At 73.4% G+C, this 12,216-nt stretch carries 12 protein-coding genes and 1 tRNA gene; 7 read left to right on the top strand and 6 right to left on the bottom strand.

The annotated features are described in order from the left end of the window. Positions 1 to 2: 2 nt before the first annotated feature. Positions 3 to 1,082, top strand: coding sequence for a phosphoribosylformylglycinamidine cyclo-ligase (gene purM / locus VGE38_RS09000; RefSeq protein ID WP_331142199.1), 1,080 nt, complete (start codon positions 3 to 5; stop codon positions 1,080 to 1,082). A 138-nt stretch (positions 1,083 to 1,220) separates the two neighbouring features. Beyond that, a complete protein-coding gene (locus VGE38_RS08995; protein WP_331142198.1) occupies positions 1,221 to 1,409 on the top strand; it encodes a DUF3073 domain-containing protein in 189 nt (62 codons plus the stop codon). On the opposite strand, the gene VGE38_RS08990 is transcribed toward VGE38_RS08995, so the two are convergent. Continuing rightward, positions 1,385 to 2,794, bottom strand: coding sequence for a hypothetical protein (locus tag VGE38_RS08990; RefSeq protein WP_331142197.1), 1,410 nt, complete (start codon positions 2,792 to 2,794; stop codon positions 1,385 to 1,387). The two genes, VGE38_RS08995 and VGE38_RS08990, sit on opposite strands and share 25 nt — an antisense overlap. A 195-nt stretch (positions 2,795 to 2,989) precedes the next feature. Here VGE38_RS08990 and VGE38_RS08985 point away from each other — a divergent pair, with 195 nt between their 5' ends. Both VGE38_RS08985 and VGE38_RS08980 read left to right on the top strand, forming a co-directional pair. Continuing rightward, positions 2,990 to 3,223, top strand: a complete 234-nt coding sequence (locus VGE38_RS08985) for a hypothetical protein (protein ID WP_331142196.1) — start codon at positions 2,990 to 2,992, stop codon at positions 3,221 to 3,223. After that, a complete protein-coding gene (locus VGE38_RS08980) occupies positions 3,223 to 4,284 on the top strand; it encodes an MDR/zinc-dependent alcohol dehydrogenase-like family protein (protein ID WP_331142195.1) in 1,062 nt (353 codons plus the stop codon). The genes VGE38_RS08985 and VGE38_RS08980 overlap by 1 nt, the downstream gene beginning before the upstream one ends. A gap of 53 nt (positions 4,285 to 4,337) precedes the next feature. Here the strand turns inward: VGE38_RS08980 and VGE38_RS08975 are convergent. The 3 genes from VGE38_RS08975 to VGE38_RS08965 form a co-directional block, all read right to left on the bottom strand. Then, a tRNA-Phe gene (locus tag VGE38_RS08975) sits at positions 4,338 to 4,411 on the bottom strand. 36 nt (positions 4,412 to 4,447) lie between these two features. Further along, positions 4,448 to 5,101: a TetR/AcrR family transcriptional regulator gene (locus VGE38_RS08970; protein ID WP_331142194.1), complete on the bottom strand. Its 654-nt coding sequence runs from the start codon at positions 5,099 to 5,101 to the stop codon at positions 4,448 to 4,450. After that, positions 5,098 to 7,347 (bottom strand): MMPL family transporter, encoded by a 2,250-nt coding sequence (locus VGE38_RS08965; protein WP_331142193.1) that lies wholly within the window; start codon positions 7,345 to 7,347, stop codon positions 5,098 to 5,100. Before VGE38_RS08965 ends, VGE38_RS08970 begins: the two co-directional genes overlap by 4 nt. Positions 7,348 to 7,547: 200 nt before the next feature. Between VGE38_RS08965 and VGE38_RS08960 the strand changes: the two genes are divergently transcribed. Next, complete coding sequence (locus tag VGE38_RS08960) at positions 7,548 to 7,850, top strand: chorismate mutase (RefSeq protein WP_331142192.1); 303 nt, start codon at positions 7,548 to 7,550, stop codon at positions 7,848 to 7,850. A 124-nt stretch (positions 7,851 to 7,974) separates the two neighbouring features. Here the strand turns inward: VGE38_RS08960 and VGE38_RS08955 are convergent, their stop codons facing one another. Both VGE38_RS08955 and VGE38_RS08950 read right to left on the bottom strand, forming a co-directional pair. After that, the gene (locus VGE38_RS08955) at positions 7,975 to 8,805 is read right to left on the bottom strand and encodes a glycosyltransferase family 2 protein (RefSeq protein WP_331142191.1); all 831 of its coding nucleotides are present in this window, start codon (positions 8,803 to 8,805) and stop codon (positions 7,975 to 7,977) included. Continuing rightward, complete coding sequence (locus tag VGE38_RS08950) at positions 8,802 to 9,803, bottom strand: glycosyltransferase (RefSeq protein WP_331142190.1); 1,002 nt, start codon at positions 9,801 to 9,803, stop codon at positions 8,802 to 8,804. The genes VGE38_RS08955 and VGE38_RS08950 overlap by 4 nt, the downstream gene beginning before the upstream one ends. Positions 9,804 to 9,889: 86 nt before the next feature. Here VGE38_RS08950 and VGE38_RS08945 point away from each other — a divergent pair, with 86 nt between their 5' ends. Both VGE38_RS08945 and VGE38_RS08940 read left to right on the top strand, forming a co-directional pair. Further along, positions 9,890 to 11,551 (top strand): carbamoyltransferase family protein, encoded by a 1,662-nt coding sequence (locus VGE38_RS08945; RefSeq protein ID WP_331142189.1) that lies wholly within the window; start codon positions 9,890 to 9,892, stop codon positions 11,549 to 11,551. After that, the coding region (locus tag VGE38_RS08940; protein ID WP_331142188.1) for a glycosyltransferase family 2 protein at positions 11,548 to 12,216 on the top strand (669 nt) is incomplete at its 3' end. The genes VGE38_RS08945 and VGE38_RS08940, both read left to right, overlap by 4 nt.

Below are 12,216 nucleotides of genomic sequence, written 5' to 3'. Positions count from 1 at the left end.
ACGTGACGAACGCCTACGCCGCCGCCGGTGTCGACATCGAGGCCGCCGACCGGGCCATCGACCTGATGAAGGAGTGGGTCGAGAAGGCCCGCCGTCCGGAGATGATGGGCGGTCTCGGCGGCTTCGCCGGCCTCTTCGACGCCAGTGCCCTGACGGCGTACCGGCGGCCGCTGCTGGCCACCTCCACCGACGGCGTCGGCACCAAGGTCGCCATCGCCCAGCGGATGGACGTCCACGACACGATCGGGTTCGACCTGGTCGGCATGGTCGTCGACGACCTCGTGGTCTGCGGCGCGGAGCCGCTGTTCATGACCGACTACATCGCGACCGGCAAGGTCGTGCCGGAGCGGATCGCCGCCATCGTCAAGGGCATCGCGGAGGCGTGCGTGGAGGCCGGTACCGCGCTGGTCGGCGGCGAGACCGCCGAGCACCCCGGCCTGCTGGCTCCCGACGAGTACGACGTCGCCGGCGCCACGACCGGGGTCGTCGAGGCCGACCAGCTCCTGGGTGCGCACCTGGTGCGGCCCGGCGACGTGGTGGTCGCGATGGCCTCCAGCGGCCTGCACTCCAACGGCTACTCCCTGGTCCGGCACGTGCTGCTCAACCAGGACGGCCCCGGCCGGATGGGCCTGGAGGAGCACGTCGAGGAGTTCGGGCGGACCCTCGGCGAGGAGCTGCTCACGCCGACGAGGATCTACGCCAAGGCCTGCCTCAAGGTCGCCCGCGAGACCGGCCTGGCCGGCACCCACGCGATGTCGCACGTCACCGGTGGCGGCCTGGCGGCCAACCTGGAGCGGGTGATGCCGCCCGAGCTCACCGCCACCGTCGAGCGCGGCACGTGGACGCCCGCGCCCGTCTTCGACCTGGTCCGCCGCGTCGGCGACGTGCCGCAGCCGGACCTGGAGGCCACCCTCAACATGGGTGTCGGCATGGTCGCGCTGACCGCCGCCTCGGCCGCCGACCAGGTCATCGCGCTGCTCGAGGAGCAGGGCATCGCGGCGTGGGTCGCGGGGGCCGTCACGGCCGCCGAGGAGGGCCTGGAGGGCAAGGTCCGACTGGTCGGCCAGCACCCCGGGTGGTGACGTTCGCCGCGGGCGAACGCAAAACGGGACCCTCGGTGTGCGGGAAGCGGAGCCAGCAGGTACCGTTGCCCCCACGAGACACCTTTCAGACAGCCCGGGAGCCACGGTGCCCCGGCCAAGTGCGAGGGGGCTGACCCTATGGGGCGCGGCCGAGCGAAAGCCAAGCAGACGAAGGTCGCCCGCGACCTGAAGTACCGCACTCACGAGACGGACTTCGGTGCGCTCGCGAAGGAGCTGCATGGTGGTGACACCGACGATGCCGCTGAGGCGGGGCAGCCCGACGAGTACGACAAGTGGGCTGACTACGCGGGACCCTCGCGCGACTGACCGGTGACCGAGCGGGCGACGACCACGTCGCCGTGGGTCCCGTAGCCGAGCAGTCGGCCGCCGGCCGGTGTGCCGTCGAAGCCGACCAGCAGCAGCTCCTCCCCGACCGGGACGAGCGTCGGCCACGGCAGGTTGGAGTGGTACTCCGCGTCGATCACGCCCTGCTGTCGCAGGTCGAGGTCGAAGACGGGGTACGCCGCGCGCTCGCCCCGGCGACCGTCGCGGCCGTCGCTGGCGAGCACCCGCCACGCGCCGCCAGCCACCGATGGCGGCACCAGCGTGGTGCCCTCCGTGGCGCGCCGCTCGGTCGCGGCCGCCCGTAGCGTCAGCCGGTCCAGGTCGGCTCCGGTCGCGACCACCGGGTGGAAGACGAAGAACCGGCTAGCGCTGACGTAGCCGACGAGCCAGTGGTTCCCCTCGGCCCCGGTGTCGGTGGCCGGCACCCGGACCAGGTGCGGGTCCCACACGCCGACCGAGTGCAGTCCGGTCGTCGGCAGTGGCAGCGGGCGGGTGTCCAGCACGTGCCGCCCGTCGAGCAGGTCGGCGTCGCTGCGGGCGATCTCCACGTGGACCTCGTCGACGGCAGGATCCCGGAACGAGCCCCAGCTGCTGGTCGCCACCAGCCAGGAGTCGCCGTCGCGCACCAGGTGCATCGCCTGGTCGCCGTACACCTTGCCGCCGCGGCGGGCGAAGAGGTCGGCGCGGTGGGTGAGGTCGAGGGTGTCCGGGTCCAGCTCCCAGACGCTGGCGTGCCCGGTCGCGAAGAAGCCGGCGCCGGCACTGGTCGCGGTCAGGAACGGGCGCCCGTCGCGCAGGTACGGCGTACCGTCGGCGTGGCTGACCAGGCGCAGGTCGCGCAGGCCGAGCTGGCCGAAGCCTCCCGCTCGGAGCCGGCGGACGGCGCCCGACGCGCTCACCCGCAGCGACGCCAGCCAGTCCGGGTCGTGCGGGTCGATCTCCCCGTCGAGCAGGTCGAGCAGGTCCACGCGCGCGCGACCCGTCCAGCCGTCCCGGTCGTGGGTGAGCAGCGTCAGCTGCGGACCGGTCAGGATCAGCGCGACGGCGTCGACGTGGGCGCCGCGTCCGACCCGGCCGAACCGGCGGCTCCTGTGCCGCGTCGTGGCGGCACCGGACACCACGAGGCCGGTACGGCGGTCCGGACCGAGGCTGCCGGACATGCGCACCCCGCCGGCCTCCAGCGCGACGGTGGCGGGGCCGGTGACGTCGGCGACCAGCGCGACGTACGGCGCCGGTTGCGGCAGTGCATGTGAGTCGGAGACCGGCCGCGCGCCGGCGGCTTCGAGGTCGAGGTCGAGGTCGACCATGCCGGGAGCCAGCAGGTCCAGCGGACGCAGCCGCCGGGCGACCTCGAAGCGGGGGAGCACCGGCCGAACCTACCCGCTCCCGGCTTCCTGGGGCCTCCCGCACCTCACCGGCTCATCGGCCGACGGGGACCCGGTCTGAGCCGATCGACGGCAACTGCCCTCCCTGGTCCAGACCGAACGGGACGCTTGCGGGCCTTGACGTGACGTCCGCCACGTCGGTGATTACCGTCCGGTACGGAGGAAGGGGAGTATGGGATGGAACTGACAGTGGAGGAGAGTCTCGCCACGCGGCTCGAGATGGACGAGGAAGCGCTCGCTCCGTTCACGACGGCGCTCGACAGCGCCCAGCTGCGGGCGCTCGACTCGATCGTCGAGGCGGCGCTCGTCGCCGAGGACGAGGCGGTTCGGCGGGCGGTCGAGGAGGCCATCGAGGCGGTGCCGTGGCCGGTCCGGTCAGCGGCCCGCGCCATCTTGATGGGGGACTCCTGATGAGCAGCACGCCCCAGCTGGGGTCGCGCCTGGAGATCGCCAAGCTCGCGCAGGCGCTCGGTCGCCAGCCGGCCGAGCTGAGCTACCTCGCAACTGTGCCGGCGCATGCGATCCGCGACCTGCGGCAGCGGCTCACCACCGCGCTCTACGCCCGCAACAACGTCCGGTTCCAGCGGATCGCCAGCCTGACCCGGATGGTTCCGACCGGCGTGTCGGCCACGATCGCGGAGAAGTCGCTCGGCCCGATGCTCAGCGCCCGGGTCGCGGCGATGCTCGAGCCCGATGACGCCGTACGCCTGGCGCGTGCGCTCGAGCCGGACTTCGTCGCCGAGCTCGCGGCCTCGCTGGACCCGGGCCGGATGGCGCCGATCGTCGCGCGGATGCCCGACGACCTGATCGTCGACGTCGGTCGGAGGCTGCTGCGCCGCAAGGAGTACGTCACGGTCGGCCGGCTCGTGCCGATCGTGGCGATGGAGCCGATGCTCGCCGTCATCGAGCTCGTCGGCGGCTACGAGATCCTGCAGGTCGCGCTCTACGTCGACAACCCCGCCGACCTCGAGCGGATCGTCGACGTGCTGCCCGATGAGAAGCTGCGGGCCGTGATCGAGTCGGCCGCCCTGGCGGCCGAGCTCGACGAGGCGGTCATGCTCATCGACGCGCTCTCGCCGCAGGCGATCGCCCGCATCATCGGCCACGTCGTCGAGCAGGACCCGGCGGTGCGGGACCTGTTCGTGCGCACCGTGCACCGGCTCGGCGCGTGGGAGACCGTGCTGACCGGCCTGGCGCTGCTGCCCGCCGACGTGCTCCCGGCGCTGGTCAACCTGCCGGTGACGCTGGATCCGGAGCTGATGACCGCGGTCATCACCACCGCCCGCAAGCTCGAGCTGGGCGCCTGGCTCATGCTGCTGCTGATCACGCTCGACGACGAGCACGCCGACGCGCTCGCGACCGTCGACGTGCTGCAGGACCCCGACATGGTCAGCTGGCTGACGGAGTCGGTCGGCGCCTCGCGCCGGATCACCCGGGCGATCCTGCGCGACCTGGGCGCGGCAGCGTCCTGAGCCGAGAAGCACAGCACCCCCGCCAAGATCCGGCGGGGGTGCTGTGGTGCCTGTGGCCAGGGGCGGGGTCGAACCGCCGACCTACCGATTTTCAGTCGGTCGCTCGTACCAACTGAGCTACCTGGCCAAGCGAGGGGAGAGACTACCCGACGCAGTGGGGTGGTCACGAATCGGCCGCATCCGGCGGTGTCGGATCGGGCGGCCAGGCCCCCGGCGCGACGGTGTGGCCGTACGCCGCGGCCACCAGCACCCGGTCGATGGCCTCGTCGGGCTCGCCCCACGGCAGGTCGGGCTTGACGATCATCAGCGAGGCGATGCCGTGCGCCGCCGCCCACAGGTCCAACGTGGCGGCCAGCGGATCGTGGCCGGGGAAGAGCCCCGCCGCCACGCACTCCGCCACGACGCTGTGGAAGTGGACCCAGGCGCCCTCGGCCAGCATGTCGTCGACGGCCGGCCGGGGACAGGCGTCCATCGTCGCGAGCCGGTAGTGGTCCGGATGGTCCAGCGCGAAGCGGACGTAGGCCCGCCCGAACGCGTGCAGCCGCTCGAGCGGGGTGTCGAAGCCGGCGCCGGCCGCGACCATGGCGCGGTCCAGGTCGGCGAAGACGTCGACCACGACTGCGGTGACGAGCTGCTGCTTGTCCTCGAAGTGGCGGTAGATCGAGGGCGGGGTGACCCCGACCGCGTCGGCCACGGCGCGGATCGAGACCGACTCCGCGGTCGGGGCCGCGGCCATCAGCCGCTTGGCCGCCGCCACGATCTCCTCACGCAGCTGCTCACCGCTGCCGCGCGGGGAGCGGGTACGGCGCAGGGTCATCCCACCTCCTGGCGGACCGGTGTCGGGACCTGGTCATTCTCGCTCAGGCCCCAGCGCCGGTGCAGCCGGGCCAGTGGGCGCGGCGCCCACCAGTTGCCGCGGCCCATCAGCCGCATGAACGAGGGCACCAGGATGCCGCGCACCAGCGTCGCGTCGGCGAGGACGGCGATGGTGAGACCGAGCCCGAACAGCTGCATGAACTGCACGCTGGACGTCACCATCGCGGCGAAGACGATCGCCATCAGCGCCGCCGCGGCCGTCACGATCCGGCCGGTACGGGCCAAGCCGAGGGCGACGGCCCGGGTGTTGGCGTCGTGGCTGCCGTCGGACGCCTCCCACTCCTCCCGGATCCGCGACAGCAGGAAGACCTCGTAGTCCATCGACATCCCGAAGGCGAGGCAGAACATCAACACCACCATGTTGGCCACCAGGTAGCCGGCGCTGGTGAAGCCCAGCAGGCCCGAGAGGTGGCCGTCCTGGAAGACCCACACCATCGCGCCGAAGGTCGCCGACAGGGACAGCAGGTTCAGCACGAGCGCCTTGGCCGGGATCACCACGCTGCCGGTGAACAGGAAGAGCACGACGAAGGTCGCCACGGCGATGAGGAGCAGTGCCAGCGGAAGGGTGTCGGCCAGCCCGCTCATCGCGTCGGCGTTGAACGCCGCCCAGCCGGCCCACAGCACGTCCCACGGCGCGTCGAGGGCGCGTACCTCCTCGACCAGCGTGCGGCCCTGGTCGGAGAAGGGATCGACCGTCGAGGAGAGGTCGAAGCGGACGGCGTCGTCCGCGGCGTAGCCCGCCGGTGCATCGGCCACCTGCCGGCCGTCCACGAAGACGCCGGCCGACGAGGTCACCTGGTCGACGCCGTCGAGGCTGCTGACGTCGGCGGAGTACGCCGCCACGGCGTCCGGATCGGCCGATACGTCGGCCGCCACGCCGTTGAGGGAGCCGGCGGCGTTGAGCGGGAAGTCGCCGCGCAGCTGGTCGCCTACGGAGCGGGCGCTCTGCTCGGTGGTGAGCACGCGGTCATCGGGGTAGCCGAACTCGGCCCGCAGGAAGGGGGACCCGAGGAGCAGCAGGAGGGCCACCACGGCGAGGCCGAAGGCGGTCGGCCGCTTCATCACCCGCATGGCGAGGCGGTACCAGAGCCCGTCCTCGTCCTCGCGGCGGTCCGCCGGCCGCGGCGGGCGGCGCAGCAGCCGTCGCGTCAGCACGCGCAGGTCGAGCGCGTTGATGCGCGTGCCGACCAGCGCGAGGATCGCCGGCAGGACCAGCAGCGACGCGAGCGCCGCGAGCGCGACGACCGCCAGGCCGGCGTACGCGAAGGAGCGCAGGAAGTACATCGGGAAGACCATCAGCGCCGCCAGCGACAGCGCCACCGTGAGGGCCGAGAAGAGCACCGTGCGGCCCGCGGTGCGGACCGTGGTGCGGATCGCGTCGGGCACGTCGCGGCCGTGGCGCAGCTCCTCGCGGTAGCGGCTGACGAGGAAGAGGCTGTAGTCGATGGCGAGCGCCAGGCCGAGCGCCGTGGTCATGTTCATCGCGTAGACGCTGACGTCGGTGAACGCCGCGAAGAGGCGCAGCACGGCCAGCGTCATCAGGATCGCGAAGATGCCGACCGCCAGCGGGACCAGGGAGGCGACCAGGCTGCCGAAGACGAACACCAGCGCCACGGCGGTCAGCGGGATGGCGATCGCCTCGGCGATCAGCAGGTCGTGCTCGGTCTCGCGGTTGACCTGGCTGTAGGTCATCGCCGCGCCGCCGGCGCTGACCTCCACGCCGTCCCGGGTGCCGCTGATGCGCTCGTCGAGGACGCCGGCGCGCTCCGTGGCGACGTCGTCGTCCCCGCGCAGGTGGGCGAGCACCAGGCCGCGGCTGCCGTCGCTGCTGCGCAGCGCCTCGGCCTGGTCCGGCGGCAGGGTCCAGTACGACGACACGTTGACGACCCAGCCGGGCTCCTCGGTGAGCTGGGCGACCACCCGCTCGGCCGCCGCGGCGGCCGCGGGGGAGTCGGCGCCGCCCGGCGCCTCGACGACGAAGACGAGGTTGGCGGGTCCGCCGCCGAACTGCTCGTCGAGCAGCTCGGTGGCCCGGGTCGACTCGGCGTCCTCCACCGTGAACCCGCCCGCCGAAAGGTGGCTGGCGACACCGGAGCCGAAGACGGCGCCCAGGACGAGCAGCACGCCGGCGAGCGCCAGCAGGCGGCGTGGCGCCCGCAGGGCGAGAGAGGCGAGACGGTCGAGCATGGTGGGCTCCTCCCAGAGCGTGGTTAACGGCGATAACGTAACGCCGTTAACCGGACCGGGTCAACGGTTCTCTCCGAGATCTCCGGCGCGCGACCGGGAGCCCCCTCTGGCCCCCCTCTGGGCCCCCTCGGGACCCGCTCGATGTCCGGCATGCGGCGTCGCGGCCACGCAGAGGGGCCAGAGTTGGTTGGATTCCTCCTGTGACCACTCCAGAGTCGGCCCGCGAGGAACTGCTCCGTCTGCGCTCCAGCATCGACAACCTCGATGCCGCCCTCGTGCACCTGCTCGCCGAGCGGTTCAAGTGCACCGAGGCGGTCGGCCGCCTCAAGGCACGCGCCGGCATGCCGCCGGCCGACCCCGGTCGCGAGGCCGTGCAGATCGCTCGCCTCCGCGACCTTGCGGCCAGCTCGGGTCTCGACCCGCGGTTCGCCGAGAAGTTCCTCAACCTCGTCATCAGCGAGGTCATCCAGAACCACCGGCGCTTCCTCGGCCCCGAGGACTGAGCCGCCCGGACCCCGCCAAAAGGTCACCGTGACCCTTGTCGCCGCGGGTGACCTCTTGCAACGGTCACTCGACCCGCGAACGGTCACGGTGACCCTTTGGTGTGGCCGGAGGGCGGTCGGGTCGTCAGCGGGCGAGCAGGCGGAGCTGGGCCTCCACGTCGCCCGGCAGGGTGCGGCGGGACGCGACGGCCCGGTGCAGCCGCGGCACCGCGCGTGCGGCGCCGAGTACGCCGGCCCGGCCGGTGCGCAGCTGCTCGGCCGTGATCGCGGCGACCGCGGGCCAGGGTCGCCGCATCACGGCGGTGAGCAGGGCGTTGCGGACGCCGAGCGCCCGGCGCGACGTCGACGGGGGCCGGGAGGACGACGGGTGGTGGTGAGCGACCACGCTGTCGACGTACGCCAGGCCCCAGCCGGCCGCCGCGAGGTCGAGGGCCAGCCGCTCCTCCTCGCCGAAGAACTCCACGACGGTGTCGAAGCCGCCGGCGTGCAGGAAGGCGTCGCGGCGTACGACGGCGCCGCACGCGACGAACCCCAGGATCGCCGGACCGGGGAGGTCGAGCGGTCGGGGCAGGGGCGAGGAGGACATCTCGGCGCAGACCGGGTCGAGCCGCTCGCCCTCGCCGACGAGCACCCTGGCGGCGAGCACGGCCATCCGGGGGTGGCGCTCCAGCAGCTCCGCGGCGCGGGCCAGCGCACCGGGCGCCCACCACGAGTCGTCGTCGGCGAAGGCGACGTACGGCGTGGTCGCGGCCTGCACGCCGACGTTGCGCGCGACGGCGCCGTGGTTGCGGCCCAGCTCGATCACGGTGACCTCGGGGAAGCGCTCCCGCACCCGCTCGGGGGTGCCGTCGGAGGAGCCGTTGTCGACGAGCACGACCGGCCCGGTGTGGCGCGGCAGCGTCCGCTCCAGGTCGGACCACCGGTCCCGGGTGGCGACGACCGTGGTGACGCTCACCCGGCCAGCCCCGGCAACCCGGTCAGCCCAGTCAACTCGGACAGCAGCGCGTCCCAGTCGTCGAGGAAGCGCTTGAGGCCGTAGTTCTCCAGCGCGTGACGCCGCCCCGCCTGTCCGGCTGCGACGGCGTCGTCGCGGGACTCCAGGAAGTGGCGGGTGGCCTCGACCAGCTCCTCCCGCCGGGTCGTCACCACGCCGGCGTCGGGGGGCACCGCCATCGGGGCCTCCGTCACGCCGAGGACGACGACCGGCATGCCGAGGTGCATCGCCTCCAGCAGCGAGAGCCCGAGGGAGGTCCACCTGCTGGTGTGGACGTACACCCGCCGCTTCGCCAGCTCGGTGTGCATCCGCTCCTGCGGCACGTCCTCGTGCACGGCCAGCCGGTCCGCGCCCAGTCCCAGCTCGTCGGGCAGCAGGGCCGCCCGCATGCCGAACACGTCGACCGGACCCGCCGAGGCGATGTCGGGGATGAGGTCGGTTCCCACCGACCGCCCGCGACGGACCGGGTCGTTGACGACGACGGCCGAGCGGGCCAGCTCGCCGGTGTAGCGGTAGCCGGGGTCGACGATGCCGTGGTCGATGACGAGCGTGCGCGCGCCGGAGCAGTCCCAGAACAGCTCGTTGAAGCCGGTGACGTGGACGACCGGGATCGCCGTCTGCCCGGCCATCGGGTGCCGGGTGTCCGGCACCTGCGGATGACCGTCGAGCGGGGTGTTGTGCTCCAGGTAGACCGCCGGCACGTCGCGGCCCGGCCGCCGTCCCAGCCACTGCTCGGCCAGGTCGATCTCGTGCGGGCGCTGCAGCACCACGACGTTGACGTCCAGCCCGGCCAGCTCCTCGGGCGGCACCTCGCGCACGCTGGCCGGCCAGTCCCAGGTGCGGGCGCGGCCGACGCCGTCGGGCCCCCGGTCGGGGAGCACCGGCACGACGTAGTCGTGGGCACCCTGCACGAACGAAGTCGTCCACGAGCCGTGCACGTGCCAGAGCAGGATCCTCACCCCGCAGGGGTGCCCGCACCGGGTGGCGCTCATGCCCGGCCGAAGGAGAACCGTTTGTCTTCACAGGGCGGGGGAACCGCGACCACATGAAGGTTCTCGGGATCAACGCCCTCTTCCACGACCCCGCGGCCGCCCTCGTCGTCGATGGCGTCACCGTGGCGGCCGCCGAGGAGGAGCGCTTCTCCCGACGCAAGCACGGCAAGCGGCCGGTGCCGTTCGCCGCCTGGGAGCTGCCCGAGCTGGCCGCCCGCTGGTGCCTGAAGGAGGCCGGACTGCGGGTCGAGGACCTCGACGCCGTCACCTACTCCTACGACGTCTCGCTGGCCCGGCCGGCCGACGAGATGGGGCTGCACGACCCGTGGGACCACCTGCGCCAGACCTACGCCGGCCAGGCCGCCGGCTTCCTGGCCACGGCGCTGCCCGGGCTGGACCCGGACCAGGTGCGCACCGTGCCGCACCACGTCGCGCACGGCGCCTCGAGCGCGCTGGCCGCCCCGTACGTCGCCGACGGCTGGGACGAGCCGACCGACGTGCTGGTGCTCGACGGCCGCGGTGAGTGCGCCAGCCACCTCGCCGGCACCTACACGGCCGGCCGGCTCCAGGTGCACCGGACCCAGGAGCTGCCGCACTCGCTCGGGCTGCTCTACGAGGAGCTGACCGAGCACCTCGGCTTCCTGCGCTCCAGCGACGAGTACAAGGTGATGGCGATGGCGTCCTACGGCACGCCGCGCTTCCTCGACGAGATCCGGCAGCGGGTCCGGACCACGGGCGACGGCGGCTTCGCCACCGACAAGGTGGACTGGCAGTCCTTCGCGAAGCGGCTGGAGCCGGGCGAGGAGTGGACCCAGGACCACGCCGACCTGGCCGCCACGGTGCAGCAGCGGCTCGAGGAGGTGCTGCTCGAGCTGGCCGGCTGGCTGCGCGAGCGCACCGGCAGCCGCCGCCTGACCCTGGCCGGCGGCGTCGCCCTGAACTGCGTGGCCAACACCGTCCTCTACGAGCGCAGCGGGTACGACGACATCTGGGTGCAGCCCGCGGCGGGCGACGCCGGCACGGCACTCGGCGGCGCGCTCCACCACGCGGCCGCGTCGGGTGAGCGGCTGCAGCCGATGCCGGGTGCCGACCTGGGCCGCGGCTGGTCCGACGACGAGATCGAGCAGTGGCTGCGCACCGCGCAGGTGCCCTACGAGCGCCCGGTGGACGTGGCCGAGGCGGTCGCGGAGTGCCTGGCCGACGACGGTGTCGTCGCCTGGTTCCAGGGTCGCAGCGAGTACGGCCCGCGGGCGCTCGGACACCGCTCCCTGCTCGCCCACCCGGGGCGCCCGCAGAACCTGGAGCGGCTCAACGACGTCAAGGGCCGCGAGCAGTTCCGCCCGGTCGCCCCGATGGTGCTGCTGGAGCGGGCGCCGCAGATCTTCTCCCGGGGTCCGATCCCGTCGCCGTACATGCTCTTCGTCCACGACGTCGCCGCCCAGTGGCGCGACCGGATCCCGGCCGTCGTCCATGTCGACGGCACCGCCCGCGTGCAGACCGTGGACCCGGACACCGAGCCGCTCGTCGCGCGGATGCTGGCGGGCTTCGAGCGGCGCACCGGTCTCCCGGTCGTCATCAACACCAGCCTCAACACCGCCGGCCGCCCCATGGTCGACGACCCGCGGGACGCGCTGGAGTGCTTCGGGTCCGCGCCGGTGGACCTGCTGGCCATCGGCCCGTTCGTGGTGCGACGCGCCGGCTGGACCGCGCGATGAGCATCGCCACGACGCTGGTCATCCCCACGATGGGGCGTCCGAGCCTGGACCTGCTGCTGGAGTCGCTGGCCGAGCAGGTCGTGCGCGTCGACGCGCCGATCATCCTCGTCGACGACCGGCCCGGCGACGTCCCCGACCTCGCCCCCGGGGGCGCCGATGGGCTCAAGGGGCTCGACGTGCGGGTCGTCCGCTCCGGTGGCGGCGGCCCCGCCCGGGCCCGCAACATCGGCTGGCGGCACGCCCGCACCGAGTGGGTCTCGTTCGTCGACGACGACGTGCTGCCGGCCGAGGACTGGTACGCCGCGCTGCTCGACGACCTCGCCGTCGCGAGCGCGCAGGGAGCCGTCGGGACCTCCGCCCACGTACGCGTCCCGCTGCCGCGCGACCGCCGGCCCACCGACTGGGAGCGCGGCACCCACGGCCTGGAGACCAGCCGCTGGATCACCGCCGACCTCAGCTACCGGCGCGACGCCGTCGCCGCCGTGGGCGGCTTCGACGAGCGGTTCCCGCGGGCGTTCCGGGAGGACGCCGACCTCGCGCTGCGCCTGGGCGCGACCCTCGACGCGGACAGTCCGATCCTGCAGGGCGCCCGCACCATCACCCACCCCGTCCGGCCCGCGGACGACTGGGCCAGCCTGCGGCAGCAGGCCGGCAACGCCGACGAC

Origin of the sequence: Nocardioides sp., from assembly GCF_036405735.1 — a bacterium.
Taxonomy (GTDB): domain Bacteria; phylum Actinomycetota; class Actinomycetes; order Propionibacteriales; family Nocardioidaceae; genus Nocardioides.
The sequence above is the reverse complement of the archived record's forward strand: the minus strand, read 5'-3'. Positions and strand labels throughout refer to the sequence as shown.

Coding starts and splice junctions, on each gene's coding strand:
- VGE38_RS08995 (WP_331142198.1), top strand. CDS start 1,221: ATGGGGCGCGGCCGAGCGAAAGCCAAGCAGACGAAGGTCGCCCGCGAC.
- VGE38_RS08985 (WP_331142196.1), top strand. CDS start 2,990: ATGGAACTGACAGTGGAGGAGAGTCTCGCCACGCGGCTCGAGATGGAC.
- VGE38_RS08980 (WP_331142195.1), top strand. CDS start 3,223: ATGAGCAGCACGCCCCAGCTGGGGTCGCGCCTGGAGATCGCCAAGCTC.
- VGE38_RS08970 (WP_331142194.1), bottom strand. CDS start 5,101: ATGACCCTGCGCCGTACCCGCTCCCCGCGCGGCAGCGGTGAGCAGCTG.
- VGE38_RS08965 (WP_331142193.1), bottom strand. CDS start 7,347: ATGCTCGACCGTCTCGCCTCTCTCGCCCTGCGGGCGCCACGCCGCCTG.
- VGE38_RS08945 (WP_331142189.1), top strand. CDS start 9,890: ATGAAGGTTCTCGGGATCAACGCCCTCTTCCACGACCCCGCGGCCGCC.